At 42.2% G+C, this 14,537-nt stretch carries 15 protein-coding genes; 11 read left to right on the top strand and 4 right to left on the bottom strand.

Annotated elements, in window-relative coordinates; genetic code table 11:
* Positions 1 to 146: 146 nt before the first annotated feature.
* Entirely contained in the window at positions 147 to 1,004 is an 858-nt protein-coding gene (locus tag ACM0OP_RS07150) for a hypothetical protein (protein WP_414527707.1), read from the top strand.
* 106 nt (positions 1,005 to 1,110) lie between these two features.
* Here ACM0OP_RS07150 and clpP read toward each other — a convergent pair whose 3' ends face one another.
* Positions 1,111 to 1,722, bottom strand: a complete 612-nt coding sequence (gene clpP, locus ACM0OP_RS07145; protein ID WP_414527741.1) for an ATP-dependent Clp endopeptidase proteolytic subunit ClpP — start codon at positions 1,720 to 1,722, stop codon at positions 1,111 to 1,113.
* Between the two features lie 233 nt (positions 1,723 to 1,955).
* On the opposite strand from clpP, the gene ACM0OP_RS07140 reads away from it, so the two are divergent.
* On the top strand, positions 1,956 to 4,010 hold the full coding sequence (locus ACM0OP_RS07140; RefSeq protein ID WP_414527706.1) for a thioredoxin domain-containing protein: 2,055 nt from the start codon (positions 1,956 to 1,958) through the stop codon (positions 4,008 to 4,010).
* A 168-nt stretch (positions 4,011 to 4,178) separates the two neighbouring features.
* Here the strand turns inward: ACM0OP_RS07140 and ACM0OP_RS07135 are convergent, their stop codons facing one another.
* Both ACM0OP_RS07135 and ACM0OP_RS07130 read right to left on the bottom strand, forming a co-directional pair.
* Positions 4,179 to 5,147 (bottom strand): FTR1 family iron permease, encoded by a 969-nt coding sequence (locus ACM0OP_RS07135; RefSeq protein WP_414527705.1) that lies wholly within the window; start codon positions 5,145 to 5,147, stop codon positions 4,179 to 4,181.
* A 106-nt stretch (positions 5,148 to 5,253) separates the two neighbouring features.
* Entirely contained in the window at positions 5,254 to 5,688 is a 435-nt protein-coding gene (locus ACM0OP_RS07130) for a ferritin-like domain-containing protein (RefSeq protein ID WP_414527704.1), read from the bottom strand.
* Between the two features lie 589 nt (positions 5,689 to 6,277).
* Between ACM0OP_RS07130 and ACM0OP_RS07125 the strand changes: the two genes are divergently transcribed.
* The 8 genes from ACM0OP_RS07125 to ACM0OP_RS07090 all read left to right on the top strand — a co-directional run bounded on the left by ACM0OP_RS07125 (position 6,278) and on the right by ACM0OP_RS07090 (position 12,414).
* Positions 6,278 to 6,997: an energy-coupling factor ABC transporter permease gene (locus tag ACM0OP_RS07125; RefSeq protein WP_414527703.1), complete on the top strand. Its 720-nt coding sequence runs from the start codon at positions 6,278 to 6,280 to the stop codon at positions 6,995 to 6,997.
* Positions 6,984 to 7,286, top strand: coding sequence for an energy-coupling factor ABC transporter substrate-binding protein (locus tag ACM0OP_RS07120; RefSeq protein WP_414527702.1), 303 nt, complete (start codon positions 6,984 to 6,986; stop codon positions 7,284 to 7,286). The genes ACM0OP_RS07125 and ACM0OP_RS07120 overlap by 14 nt, the downstream gene beginning before the upstream one ends.
* On the top strand, positions 7,283 to 8,068 hold the full coding sequence (gene cbiQ / locus ACM0OP_RS07115) for a cobalt ECF transporter T component CbiQ (protein WP_414527701.1): 786 nt from the start codon (positions 7,283 to 7,285) through the stop codon (positions 8,066 to 8,068). Before ACM0OP_RS07120 ends, cbiQ begins: the two co-directional genes overlap by 4 nt.
* A 172-nt stretch (positions 8,069 to 8,240) precedes the next feature.
* Positions 8,241 to 9,080 (top strand): energy-coupling factor ABC transporter ATP-binding protein, encoded by an 840-nt coding sequence (locus ACM0OP_RS07110; protein ID WP_414527700.1) that lies wholly within the window; start codon positions 8,241 to 8,243, stop codon positions 9,078 to 9,080.
* A gap of 202 nt (positions 9,081 to 9,282) precedes the next feature.
* Positions 9,283 to 10,206 (top strand): energy-coupling factor ABC transporter permease, encoded by a 924-nt coding sequence (locus ACM0OP_RS07105; RefSeq protein ID WP_414527699.1) that lies wholly within the window; start codon positions 9,283 to 9,285, stop codon positions 10,204 to 10,206.
* Positions 10,199 to 10,852 (top strand): energy-coupling factor transporter transmembrane component T family protein, encoded by a 654-nt coding sequence (locus ACM0OP_RS07100; RefSeq protein WP_414527698.1) that lies wholly within the window; start codon positions 10,199 to 10,201, stop codon positions 10,850 to 10,852. The genes ACM0OP_RS07105 and ACM0OP_RS07100 overlap by 8 nt, the downstream gene beginning before the upstream one ends.
* Before the next feature lie 136 nt (positions 10,853 to 10,988).
* Positions 10,989 to 11,753, top strand: coding sequence for an energy-coupling factor ABC transporter ATP-binding protein (locus ACM0OP_RS07095; RefSeq protein WP_414527697.1), 765 nt, complete (start codon positions 10,989 to 10,991; stop codon positions 11,751 to 11,753).
* 193 nt (positions 11,754 to 11,946) lie between these two features.
* Entirely contained in the window at positions 11,947 to 12,414 is a 468-nt protein-coding gene (locus tag ACM0OP_RS07090) for a hypothetical protein (RefSeq protein ID WP_414527696.1), read from the top strand.
* A gap of 6 nt (positions 12,415 to 12,420) precedes the next feature.
* On the opposite strand, the gene ACM0OP_RS07085 is transcribed toward ACM0OP_RS07090, so the two are convergent.
* Positions 12,421 to 13,218, bottom strand: a complete 798-nt coding sequence (locus ACM0OP_RS07085) for a Uma2 family endonuclease (RefSeq protein WP_414527695.1) — start codon at positions 13,216 to 13,218, stop codon at positions 12,421 to 12,423.
* Positions 13,219 to 13,447: 229 nt separating this feature from the next.
* Here ACM0OP_RS07085 and ACM0OP_RS07080 point away from each other — a divergent pair, with 229 nt between their 5' ends.
* Positions 13,448 to 14,443 (top strand): helix-turn-helix domain-containing protein, encoded by a 996-nt coding sequence (locus ACM0OP_RS07080; RefSeq protein WP_414527694.1) that lies wholly within the window; start codon positions 13,448 to 13,450, stop codon positions 14,441 to 14,443.
* The last annotated feature ends 94 nt before the right edge of the window (positions 14,444 to 14,537 follow it).

Below are 14,537 nucleotides of genomic sequence, written 5' to 3'. Positions count from 1 at the left end.
ATCAAAGCCTCACAATGAGTGAGTTTCCATGCTGCGGTCAGGGACAGCCTCGTCCCTGCTATATTTTCTCTTTTTTGAACACACAGGGCAAAGCAGTCCACTTTTTTGTGATGAAGCAGATTTAAATTGGTGGCAGTATTATGTTGATGTTGGCTCAATTCCAGAGCTTGTATCCCCAGGGTAGTCTTATTACTGAATTGGTGCAAATTTTCCAAGGAAAATATATTGTCCGATGCTCAGTGCAAATTGAAAACGTCACCCGTGCTACTGGTATGGCAGGGGCAGAAAGTGTAGAAGCAGCAGAAGACAAAGCCAGAACTAGAGCTTTAATGGTTTTAGGTATCAGCAATTATCCAGAACAAGCGGTAGAATTTGTTACTCAAAAAACATCCCCGGTGCAGTTAAATCCTGCTGTCAATACCCCAAAGGTGAAATTGCAAGAAACTCATCAGCCCACCGATTCCTCCTTTATTGATGAAGATTTTGGCAGTAGTCAGTGGACAGCACCCGATGAAAGAGAAATATCTCTACCCACTCTGAGCGAACAGAAGCTGAAAACAGAGTCAGTAAGAAGTGATACCGATAAACTGGATAACGGGGATATCTACAGCCAAGATGTCCATCCCGATCCTCCCGTCATCCAAAACCCACATCCAGGACTCAAAACTCCATCTGAAAACTACGCAGAACATCAGTTACTTTCGGGAAATTTTGCCAGCAATGTCACACCATTTACACCCCGTACTTATACTAGTCAAACTGATAATGTCAGTCATCAAACAGGGCTAGGTAAGAAAAATCATAGGAGTGAACCAGTGGATTTATCTGATGTGATTGCAAAAACAGATGTTGAACTTCAACGCTTAGGCTGGACAGCAGAACAGGGAAGAGAGCATTTAATTAAAACCTACGGAAAGCGCGGGCGGACTCTGCTTACCGAAGAAGAATTACATGGATTTCTGAAACATCTGGAATCTCAACCAGACCCAGTGGCAGGATTTTGATCAGGGACTGGGGACTGGGGATTGGGGACTGGGGACTGGGTATTAAAAATCTTCCCCCCCACACTCCCCATACTCCCCACACTTCCCACTCCCTACTCCCTACTCCCTACTGATGAATAGCAGCAGCCGGACGACTACCAGCAGCATGACGATCAATAACTTCGTCAATCAAGCCGTATTGTTTAGCTTCTTCTGGAGACATAAAAAAGTCCCGTTCTGTATCTTCAGCAATTCGCTCAATTGGTTGGCCAGTATGTTCAGCTAAATATTCATTTAGCCGTTGCTTGTGGTATAAAATTTCCCGCGCTTGAATTTCTATATCAGTGGCTTGTCCCTGAGCGCCACCCAAAGGTTGATGAATCATAATCCGAGAATGGGGTAGACTCATCCGCTTACCCTTAGCACCTGCGCTGAGAAGGAAAGCACCCATACTGGCGGCCAGTCCAGTACAAATAGTACAGACATCCGGGCGGATGTGCTTCATGGTGTCAAAAATACCCATACCAGCCATTACTGAACCGCCGGGAGAATTAATATACAAATAAATATCTTTCTCGGCATCTTCAGCATCTAAGAATAGTAGTTGGGCGACAATCAAATTGGCAATCTCGTTATCAACCTGTTGTCCTAAAAATATGATGCGCTCACGCAACAGCCGTGAGTAAATATCAAAGGCGCGTTCGCCTCGTCCCGATTGTTCAACAACGATAGGAATCATGCTGCGTGCTTGTAAGTATCTTAATTTTATATCTATCTTATCGACTTGCTGATTTTCCTGCCTGAAGGCTGAGAAATTCTTGCTGACTTTTACCAGGGTAAGTCTTGCTTCAGCTAAACTGAGCAAAGAAAGAAACGCTATAGGAATCCCACGCCCAACACTCTCCCTGCAAGCGATGAGGGGGCTATGATATACCCTGTATGATTAGGAAAGGGTATATTGATATTTAAATTATGACTAATCGCCTTGCTGAAGCTAAGAGTCTCTATCTCCGCAAACACGCTGAAAACCCCATTGATTGGTGGTCTTGGTGTGATGAAGCTCTTGCAATGGCAAGGGAGCAAAATAAACCAATTTTTCTCTCCATTGGTTATTCTAGTTGCCACTGGTGTACTGTCATGGAAGGTGAGGCTTTTTCTGATTTGGCTATTGCTGAGTATATGAATGCAAATTTTTTACCTATAAAAGTAGATAGGGAAGAAAGACCTGACCTGGATAGTATCTATATGCAGGCTTTGCAGATGATGAGTGGTCAAGGGGGTTGGCCTTTAAATGTCTTTTTATCCCCAGATGATTTAGTACCTTTTTATGCTGGAACTTACTTTCCTGTGGAACCCCGTTATGGTCGTCCGGGATTTTTACAGGTACTGGAAGCCCTGCGCCGCTACTACGATACAGAAATAGAAGATTTAAATGAACGTAAAGCAGTAATTATTCAGTCTCTTGCTACCTCTGCGGTATTGGAAGACAATGGGGCGACAAATCAAGTTGAAGAAGATGAATTACTTCGCCAAGGTTGGGAAATTAGTACCAGGGTAATTAATTCTCATCAATCTGGTAATCGTTTCCCCATGATCCCCTATGCAGAATTAGCTTTACGGGGAAATCGGTTTTTGTTGAGATCCCAGTCTGATGGTGAAGCAATTTGTACTCAAAGAGGCTTAGATTTAGCTTTGGGGGGTATTTATGATCATGTGGGTGGTGGATTTCACCGTTATACTGTTGATCCCACTTGGACTGTGCCTCACTTTGAAAAGATGCTCTATGACAATGGTCAAATTGTGGAGTATCTGGCAAATTTATGGAGTGATGGTGTAAAAGAACCAGCTTTTGTGAGGGCGGTGGCTGGTACTGTGGAATGGCTACGGCGGGAAATGACGGCTCCCGAAGGTTTCTTTTATGCGGCTCAAGATGCTGATAGTTTTACTAGCCCTACGGATGTAGAACCAGAGGAAGGGGCTTTTTATGTCTGGAGTTACAGTGAACTTGAGCAACTTTTAACGCCGGAGGAATTAAGGGAATTACAAGCAGAGTTTACGGTAACTGCTAATGGTAACTTTGAAGGTAAGAATGTTTTACAACGTCGTCATCAAGGGAAACTGAGCGCAACTATAGAAGTGGCTTTGAGTAAGTTGTTTGTGGCGCGTTATGGTGCAAAGCCAGAGTCTGTAAAAGTTTTTCCCCCTGCTGCTAATAATCAGGAAGCTAAAACTATCAGTTGGCCTGGACGGATTCCGGCGGTTACTGATACTAAGATGATTGTGGCTTGGAATAGTTTGATGATTTCTGGTTTGGCTAGGGCTGGTGTGGTTTTTCAACAACCGTTATATCTGGAAATGGCTGCACAAGCGGCAAAGTTTATTTTGCAATGTCAGTTTAAGGATGGACGTTTCCACAGACTGAATTATCAGGGTGAGGCTGCTGTGTTGGCGCAGTCTGAAGATTATGCTTTGTTTATTAAGGCTTTACTGGATTTATACGCTAGTTTTCCAGAAGAAAAATATTGGTTAGAAAGGGCGATCGCATTGCAAGAGGAATTTAACGAGTTTCTCTGGAGTGTAGAATTAGGTGGGTATTACAATACTTCTGGTGGTCAAGATTTAATTGTGCGGGAACGCAGCTATGCAGATAATGCTACACCATCTGCTAATGGAGTGGCGATCGCTAACTTAGTTCGTCTTTCCCTACTGACTGATAATATGCATTATCTTGATTTAGCCGCACAAGGACTAAAAGCGTTTACTAGCGTCATGCATAACGCTCCCCAGGCTTGTCCTAGCTTGTTTACAGCTTTAGATTGGTATCGTCACTCTACCTTAATTCGCAGTACCATTAATCAATTAACTCCTCTCATCTCCCAATATCTCCCTGTGTCGGCATTTGTGGTAGTCTCCGATTTACCACTAGATACGGTAGGTTTAGTTTGCCAAGGATTCCAGTGTCTTGCACCAGCAGAATCTCAACAGGAGTTGTGGCAACAAGTACAGCAAAGTCAGACTAGAGGATGAAAATAGCTCTGTCTAAAAAATAGCAAATGTTATTTAGAAAACATTATTTTTCGCATTATTACTGTATGCTGAGTCCTAGCTTTTTCAATAAACCTTGTATAGATGATAGCGAGTGACACGGTTGGATTTTCCTGATGAAATTCTGCATCGTGTCTCTACTCGCATTTTTCATTCTTTGGTAGAGGTTAGAGGTTTTTGGATTATCGTCTGATTTTGAACATTTTTAACACCACCAATACCGAGACTGCGGAAATATAGTCCTCCGACGGTGGCTAAAAATATGACGTAACTAATTGCCTGTAATAAATACAGATGTTGTCTGTAGCCAAATAAAGATTTGAGGATAATTCCGGGGAATTGTTTGTCTGGTAATACTTGTTCAGCATTCCACACCAATGGCCCTAAAATACAGGAGTGGATATTGCTCAAGTGATCGTAATAAAAACAAATATTTTCTGGGGTACTACTACTGAGGGCAAGATTAGCTAAACCTTCATCAAAATGTTTTAAAGCAGAAACTACTAACCCGGAAACTATCAACACCAATAAAATACCCATCGCCTGGAAAAATTGGCGGATGTTGATTTTAACACCCAATTTAAATAGTAAAACTCCAATAATAGTTGCACCGAATAAACCAGCAATTGCACCGAATGCGGGGACTAATCCCTGTTGAAAATTAGCAGCAATAAACAGAACAGTTTCAAAACCTTCACGGACAACCGCAACCAAAATTAACCCAAATACGCCCCAACCAGCATTTGAGTTTTGTGTCAGCGCTTCTGTAACTGCGCCTTCAACTTGGGCTTTCATAAATCTGGCTTGTTTCGTCATCCAGATGAGCATCCAACTGAGCATGGCGATCGCAATGATCCCAAAGACAGTTTCTAGCATTGGCTCAACCACTGCGGTGTATTCAGGATTGGCAGCCCCGATGACTTGAATTAACCAGGTAAATAATACACCTATGAGGATACTAATGATAACGCCCACACCAACACCAGCATATACCCAAGAATTGAGCCGGGATTGGTTAGCTTTTTTAAGCAAGGCTAGGACAATGCCCACAACGAGGGCGGCTTCTACTCCTTCTCGGAGTGTAATAACACAAGTAGGTAGAGCAGTGGTGAGATTCATATTTGGAGAGTGGGGAGTGGGGGGAGAAGAAGCAGGGGAGCAGGGAGCAGGGGGGAAAGTTCCTAGTCCCCAATACCCAATACCCAGTCCCTACTCCCCTCATTATTTAGCTGAAATCGCGGAGCATCTTTTTGAGTTCGAGATTATGCATCTCTTCTTGTCCAATCATGCCACGAGCAAATTCTTCTAGATAAATGCTGGCACCGGTGACAGTTACCAAGAGACTTTTGTACAAATCCAGCGCTTTCTTTTCGTGGGATAAGCTTTCTGACAAAATATCCTTAACTTTGTGCTGGTAAGTTTCTTCCATTGAGGCGATTTTTAAAGAGGGATGCCCTTCTAAACCAGTCAGAATTTCACCTACCTGTTGGGCATGAAGTAGAGACTCACTTGCCTGCGCTTTGAAAAAATCTACGATGGGAATACGATTAGGGCCAGTCACCATCAAGGAATAATGGGTGTAGCGTACTACTCCCGCCAGTTCAAATTCCATGATGGCGTTCAGTAGGTCGATGGTCTTTTTGTTGTCAAGCTCTTGCATCGGTGTTAATTAAATTTACAAATGGGGAGTCATCAGAATTGAGTTAAGAGCTATAGTTTCTACAGGTATTCAAAGCCTAAGCTATTTATACTCCGTAACCCTTCACTATGGCCTCGCTTCTCATTCATTCTAAACTCTTCTTTGTGTGCCACCAATTAAGTTAATGCGATCGCCTACGGTGCGGCAAAGCCCATTGCATGGCTGATATCCTAAATTATTGAAAATGAATACTAATAGCTCTCACCAGTTTTCTAAAATACTCCTGTGTCTTAACTGGTAATATCAGCACCAAAGCATCCCATTTTCAGCAGTTTGCGACGGCAACAAAGTTTTTCTAGATTCAGCACAACTAGTAAACTTAAGAATAATTAGCAATTACTTTATATTATAATCTTCAATAATATTGTCAACTATCTAGCTGAATTTGCTTGCACATTAATCTGACTTTCCCATGGGTAATTTTTAATTAGGATATATATTGATTTAAACTAGGTCTTTGAAATACATCTATGGAGTAGAGAGATTGTTAAAAACCATTCTCAAATCAAAACTTGGATCATTAATCCTGATAGGGGTTCTGAGCTTTTACATGATCGTGACAGTATCTGCACCAGCTTATGCTATGCACATTATGGAAGGCTACTTACCAGCGAGTTGGGCAATTTTTTGGTGGGTGGTAACGTTACCATTTTTAGCTTTAGGATTGCGATCGCTCACTAGGATAACCCAAGCTAACCCAGAACTAAAATTACTTTTAGCATTAGCAGGAGCTTTTACCTTTGTGTTGTCAGCGCTGAAAATACCATCTGTTACTGGTAGTTCTTCCCATCCTACAGGTACAGGGTTAGGTGCAGTGCTATTTGGCCCCTTAGCCATGTCAGTTCTAGGGACTTTGGTTTTATTATTTCAAGCGTTGCTGATGGCCCATGGCGGTTTAACGACACTGGGAGCAAATGCTTTTTCGATGGCGATCGCCGGACCATTTGCCGCCTACTGGATATATCATCTGATCAAGCGGCTCACTGGTAAGCAAAGAATCGCCATTTTTTTAGCCGCAGCTTTAGCAAATCTACTCACTTACATCATTACTTCTATCCAACTCGCCCTAGCTTTTCCTGCGCCTGTGGGGGGTTTTATGGCATCATTCGCCAAGTTTGCGGGGATTTTTGCCATTACTCAAGTTCCTTTGGCAATTAGTGAAGGATTGCTGACTGTGCTGGTGTGGAACTGGTTACAATCCTACACGCCACAAGAACTCGAACTATTAAATTTAATTAAAGGGAAAGCTCAAAGCAATGAATCAGTCTAAACAAGGATTGAATAACTGGCTTTTAATATTAGCCGTGATTATTTTAGCAGTCGCCCCCTTAATATTTATCCGGGATGCAGAATTTAATGGTGCGGATGGAGAAGCCGAAGCAGCAATTGGGGAAGTACAGCCCGAATATGAACCTTGGTTTCAACCTGTTTTTGAACCACCTAGCGGTGAAGTAGAAAGTTTGTTATTCACCTCTCAAGCGGCTGTGGGTGCGGGAGTTATTGGTTATGTAATTGGATTATATAAGGAGCGTGACCGACAGCAAAGGAACAAAGGATGAGTCTGCAAATAGATACTCTGGCTTATACTAATCGCTTGCGTTGGTTAGCGCCAGAGCAAAAACTATTATTTGCGATCGCCTTATTAATAATCACTGCCTTTGCTCATCCCCCAGTACAGCTTTTGATTGCTTTTTGGATGAGTATTTGGACAGTGATTTACGCGAAAATTCCCCTAAAAATATATCTAAAACTAGTTTATATTGCTACTTTGTTCTGGTTAACCAGTTTACCTGCTTTAGTGATTAATGGTATCCAGATTAACTCTGTAAATTTGATCCAAGAGGATGCAATTATTGGGTTTAATTTAGGTGACTATTATCTATACATCAGTAATTATGGCATTGAGCAAGGATGGACAATTTTAACGCGAGCGATCGCCTCACTTTCTTGCTTATATTTTTTGATGTTAACTATCCCATTTACGGAACTTTTACAAACTTTGCGGCGCTGTGGTTTTCCCGTGCTATTAACAGATATTTTATTATTAATGTACCGTTTTATTTTCCTATTATTAAACACAGCTTCCCAACTCTGGATATCCCAACAGTCTCGTGGTGGCTACAATAGTTTTAAAATTAGCATCAAAAGTTTATCGTTATTGATTGGACAACTACTCAGGCGTACCCTAGAAAACTATCGTCAAGTCTCGTTAAGTTTAGCTTCACGGGGTTTTAATGGTGAATTTAAAGTTTGGCATTCCCAGCGCTATCATCTATCCCCACGCTATGCCATAGAATCAATGATTGGATGTGTAATTTTAATGGGATTGTCATGGATTTAGAAACTCTGTTTTTAAATTGTCTCAGCAGTCATACCATTTCTTTGTTTAACGAACCGCCAAGACGCAAAGAACGCCAAGGGAAGAGGGTTTAATAGGCTTCGCCGTGAGCGTCAGCCGAACGGTTTTTGCCTCAGTATTATATGTTTTTACGAAATTGGGATGTTCCCTAATTATGCAGCAATCATTACTGGAATTTGAGCAAGTATATTATACCTATCCAGGCACGAAGCAAGCAGTTTTAACTGGTTTAAATCTAAAAATTCCCACGCAGAAGAAATGTGCATTAATTGGTCAAAATGGTTGTGGTAAAACCACACTTTTTTTATTGGCTAATGGTTTATATAAATCCCAAAAAGGCAATATTAAATGGCAAGGAGAACCGCTAAAATATGACCGCAAATCTTTATTAAAATTGCGCCAAAAAGTCGGATTAGTTTTTCAAGATCCAGAGCAACAATTGGTAGCCTCGACTGTGGAAGAAGATATTTCTTACGGCTTGTGTAATTTGGGTTTACCAACAGCAGAAATTCAACAACGCGTTGCAGAAGCCTTAGTTGAATTTGGATTAACCGAATTAGCCCAAAGACCTGTACATCATCTCAGCTTGGGGCAGAAAAAGCGCGTTTCCATTGCTGATGTCATGGTGCTAAAACCACAATTGCTATTACTAGATGAACCAACAGCATATCTAGATAGGTTGCATACTCGTAATTTAATGACAACCTTAAAAAATATTCATGCTTCCGGGACAAGTATATTAATGGCAACCCATGACCTCGATTTAGTATACCGTTGGGCAGATTGGGTATTTGTGATGGATAGAGGAAAACTGATCTTAGAGGGAACACCCCCAGATGTATTTAGCCAACGAGAAATTCTGGAAGATTTACAGCTAGGAGTGCCACTGATATATGAAATATTATTTGCAGAAGGACTAGCTGAAGAAGAACCTATGTTGACAGGTTTACGGCAAAGAATGTTGAAACTGTTTCGTGACGGCAAAAGTTTCTAATTATATCTCATGAAGTCATCCTCTCCGCGCCTCTGCTTACTGAGCGAAGTCGAAGTATGCGCCTCTGCGTGATTTTAATAAGAGGATAAAATCCCCCAAGAGGGGATTGCAAAAGCTAGGAAAATTCTGTTCTCTATTATTGTGATACCGTAATCACATTGTTTAAATAGTGTGAGTTCACACATTCAATAGAAAATAGATAATGCATATTCCTGATGGATTTCTTTCAGTTCCCGTCGCTGGGGCGACTAGTTTAGTGAGTGCAGTCGCACTGGTTGTTGCTTGTGGGCGATCGCAAGCAGCTTTTGGTGTCCGTCGCGCCCCTATACTAGGCTTAACTACTGCTTTTATTTTTGCCGCCCAGATGGTCAATTTTCCGGTAGCCGGAGGTACTAGCGGTCACTTGCTGGGGGGAACCTTAGCAGCCATAGTTCTGGGTAGCCCTTGGGCGGGGATGTTGTCCATGACTACAGTTTTTATTATTCAAGCTGTGCTATTTGCCGATGGTGGAATCACAGCTTTGGGAGCCAATATTTTAAATGCGGGAGTAATTGCTGTGTGGGTGGGCTGGGTATTAACCCAAACTTTACAACGGCTATTAGGAGGTTCTAAAGGTCGCTTACCCCTAGCGGCTGGGATTGCGGCGGCTATCAGCGTAGTTGTAGCATCTCTAGCCTGTGCTATTCAGTTAGTGCTTTCTGGAACTGCATCCCCAGCTATAGTTTTACCAGCTATGATGGGAGTACATATTCTGATTGGGATTGGGGAAGGTTTAATTACTGGTGGTGTACTAGTTTACCTCGCCAAAGCCAGACCAGATTTGCTACCAGGAGAAGAAAAACAGTTTCAAGGTTGGCTGGTTCCTGTAGTCAGTATTTTATTAGTGGCTGGTGTGTTATCCTTGGTTGCTTCAGGTTGGCCGGACGGTTTGGAAAGGGTGGCGGAAGATTTAGATTTTATCAATTTAGCCGACAACGTGCGAGTGGAAGTACCAACGCCTTTTGCTGATTACGAAAATGAATCTTTAGGAGTAATTGGAACAAGTATTGCTGGGCTGCTGGGGGCTGTGGCCAGTTTTGCTGCGGCTTTTGGCATTGCGAAGGTGGTGAAACCCAAAAATGCTTAAACTGGCTTTGCCCTTACGTTTACATTTGTCTTTAGTCATTGTAGTAGGGGCAGCTTTGCTACAGTATAATGCTTGGTTGTGCTTAGGGATATATGGGGCGATCGCGCTTTTCTGGGTATCACTTTTAGGCGTTCCATTTCCGAAATTGTTAGGATTACTAGGCATAGAATTAATTTTCCTCTCATTCATGGCCTTACCTATAGGATGGGAACGGGCGAGTTTTTTACTGGTGCGTTCTCTGCTGTGTTTGGTAACTATGAATAGTTTTTTATTAACTTTACCTCCCCATAGTTTCGGTATTGCCTTGAAAAGTTTACCCGTCCCCGCACCGATCAAGGCTAATTTATTATTAGCTGGGCAGTATCTAGAAATTTTGCTGGATGAAGTCAGACGGATGCAGCGTAGCGCTCAATTGCGGGGTTTAAATGGTGCAACGGCATGGTTGCGATATACTAGTGCGGCAATGATTGGGGCTTTATATCTCAGGAGTTTAGATCGAGCCGAGCGAGTTTATGCTGCTATGGTAATTCGTGGTTATAACGGAGAGTTACCTGTAGATGGAACATTCAAACCAAAAGAGCGTTTTGCTTTATGGATAGCTTGGGCGATCGCAACTTGCTTAACTATCACTTCTTACCAAATTTAACCACCTAGCATTACTCATACACGTTAGGACATAAACTGATCATAAAAGTTAGACACCGAAAGGCTTTTACTCCCCACACTTCCCACACTCCCCACACCCCCCACACTCCCCACACTTCCCACACCCCAGCTATATCTTGAAATCCTTGACTTCTGATCCCCAACTTTCTACACATCACCCTCACCCCGCAGTAATTGAGGTGCAAAATCTCGTATATGCATACAGTAACCAGGAACCAGTCTTGCAGGAAGTTTCCTTTACTTTAAATGCAGGGGAACGGGTGGCGTTAATGGGTGCAACTGGTTCTGGTAAAAGCACTTTATTAGAAAACCTGATTGGCTTAAAACAACCAACTGCGGGAAAAATTTTAATTAATGGTATTCCCCTGGAACCGAAAAGCCTCCCCCAAGTGCGGCGTTACATTGGTTTTGGCTTTCAAGATGCTAATGACCAACTATTTATGCCGACCATCTTAGAAGATATTACCTTTGGGCCGCGCAATTACGGGGTTCCCCCAGCTGTCGCCATTGATCGCGCTAGACAATTATTAACAGATTTTGGTTTAGAAGCCTACGCTCACCGTTCCTGTCATGAACTTTCGGGAGGACAAAGACGACTAGCTGCTTTAGCGGCAATTTTAGCCCTAGATCCGACAATTCTGATTTTAGATGAACCAACTACCGGACTTGATCCCGCGTGGCGACGACATTTAGCGCAGATATTGTTAAAGTTGCCCGTGCAGGTGATATTAATTGCCTCCCATGAATTACATTGGTTGGGAAAAGTGACTCAACGTACTTTGGTGCTATCTGGTGGACGCATTCAAATAGACCGGGATATGCAATCACTGTTGCAAGAGAAAGAGACTCTCAACCAGTTGGGTTTGCCCATAGATTGGTAAATTTCTTCTCTCTCTAGAGGGATATTTTTATGGGTAAATCCGTCAATTATTATAGGACTTACGCAAGAACTCTCTGAAACCCTCTTCACTTGGTGTCCTTTGTGTCCTTTGTGGTTTGTTTTTTCATGATTTTGCGTAAGTGCTGGATTAGTAATATGATCGGGATTTTCTCAGGAAGGCAAGGGTATTATCTGTGTGGCGTAAGTTGATTGTAATTGCTTCTGCTAGTCTCAGTACAGTTCTATTGCTGAGTAGTTGTGAGGATAAAGTTACCCAATGTCAGCAATTAATTCAGGTGGTGAATGCTGGTAACTCGTTGATTGATCAAAATAAAGGTGAACAGGTGATCACTAGTTGGCAACTTTCCCAGGATTTGCAAGTGATGACTACATCTTTAAAGGAACTGAATTTGTCAGACCCCAAACTCAAAGAGTTTAAGAGGGGTTTTGCTATTATATTCGATGATCTCAGTCAGGCGATCGCCAAAGCATCTCAGGGACTTGGTGCAGCTAAAAATACACAACCATCAACAGAAGGTAGGGAAAAACTCCAAGAAGCGAGAATGCAAATTGATACATCTTTGACATCGGCTGAAAATGCTGGCAAAAAATTCGATACTTTAGCGACCGAACTAAATCAATATTGCGGTCAGTCTCAATAAATATGCTTATTTTATAGGTAAATTATCGGGATCAATACCCTGCGATCGCAAATAAGCCATCAGCCGTTCTTTTTCCTGGCGTTCTTGTTCAGCACGTTGGCGTTCTTTTTCGGCACGTTGGCGTTCTTTTTCCACTCGTTCCACAGCCCAAGGTAACAAGTTACCCTCCTCATCCCACCAGCGTAACCAATAACCAGTTCTGGCTTCTTTGATACCCTGCCAAGTACCCAAAAATAAGTTCATCGCCGCAATCCAATGACGACCATTTTCATCCGGTTGCTTTAATTCATAGCGGCCATTTTCCAGTTGGTAAAATTCCAATAAACCGCCATTGGGATCGAAAATTACATAAACAGGAACTTGCAAAATTTGTTCGTAAAAAAACCATTTTCCAGGGGGATAGGTGCGCTTGACAGAATATTCTTCCCCGTCGGTATCAGATAGAAATTCCATCACCACGGCGGGAACATCACCTTGTAAATTCGGTGTGTAACTTTTGCGATCGCGAAGCGCTGCTGCAGGCAGTTCGCCCACAACTTCATTAACGCTAGAAATATAAAGCCAATCTGGGGCTTTGAGAATCAATTGTCCGTTAACAGTTGCACAAAGACCAAAGTTGGAAGCAATCAACATCTGCGGTTGGATGAAACCGCTAATTTCTAAACTTTCACGCAAAGCACCAGCCAAGATTGGCTGACCTGTATTTTCCACTGGTTCATCCTCAAGTTGAAAATCATCCGGCAACGCTTCCCAAGAGATTACCAGATTGTGTAGCTCTTTGGTTTTATCGAGTTGTGTCGCCATAAAGACCGCCTTTTATGGATTTGTGTTTATTGTATCGCTGCCAGTGGAGCAAAAATCTATGTCAGGAAATCATCAGTTATTTCCGGGAATGAATAATTGCCCACTACACTGTTAATATGCAACAATCTTAAAAATAATTCTCATTTAATTAAAACTAAAACTCAATTTTTGCTCAACTTATTACGTATTTTTTCATTTAAATTTTACTTTTTACTCTGTAATATCAACTATGACTATCACTATCTCCGAGCAAACCTTCGACGAGCTGTTGTATCAAGACACAGAAAACAGTTGCCAATATCCAGACCCCGATGATCAGTTAGATGTGATGTATGATTACCCAAAGGTACTGGGACAAGGCTATTGGCGAGAAATAAAGCTGCGTCAGGGTTTGAACTTAGCTATTGGTGATTTGCGGTTGTGCGATCGCATGATTACTGAACACTCAGAAACAGAATGCTGGCTAAATTACCATTTTCATTTTTCAGGGGAACATGAAGATAAATATACATCAATAGGTAGGGGAAAGTATATTTTCCAAGGCAGTGGTTTGGTTCCTCAAAGAAAAACTCAGTGTGATCCCGAACAGCCATTTCTTGAGGTTGAATTTACAATGCAGCCTGATATACTGCGTTCCTTTGCGGGAAATAGTGAGGGAGAATTACCAAAACAGTTGCAGCACTTAATTCGACCCTGTGATCAGTATTACCATCGCTGTGGCACTGCCACTTTACCGATGCAGAGAGTGGCGCAGCAAATTTTACACTGTCCCTATCGGAGTATTGCCAAACGGATGTATCTAGAAAGTAAGGTGCTGGAATTGATGGGAATGCTACTAGCACAAGAAGTAGAGATGCGTGATGGTAAAACCAATATTCAGCCTTTACAACCAGATGTAGTCGATAGAATCCACCACGCCAGGGAAATCATCCTGCAACGCTTGGAAAATCCGCCCTCCTTACACGAATTAGCGCGACAAGTTGGTTTAAATGAATGCACCTTAAAACCGGGCTTTCGTTGTTGTTTTGGCACAACAGTGTTTGGCTATTTGCGTAATTACAAACTTGAACAAGCGCGACAACTGCTGGAAATAGGAGAGATGAAAATTACCGAAATTGCTCATGCAATGGGTTACAACAGTCGCAGTCCTTTTGCTGCTGCATTCCGCAAACAGTTTGGCATGAACCCCAAGGAATACCAAAAACTGGGAAAAAATTCCGTTTAGCTATCGAAAATATTCCGTCTACCTATCGGATTAGTCTTGGTTAACACTGACTTTCACGGTATTTTTATTGAAAGTCATTGTTATTAATAGTGTG

The sequence above is a fragment of the Nodularia chucula CCY0103 genome, from assembly GCF_963923915.1.
GTDB lineage: Bacteria > Cyanobacteriota > Cyanobacteriia > Cyanobacteriales > Nostocaceae > Nodularia > Nodularia chucula.
This window is presented reverse-complemented; position numbering and strand designations above follow the sequence as displayed.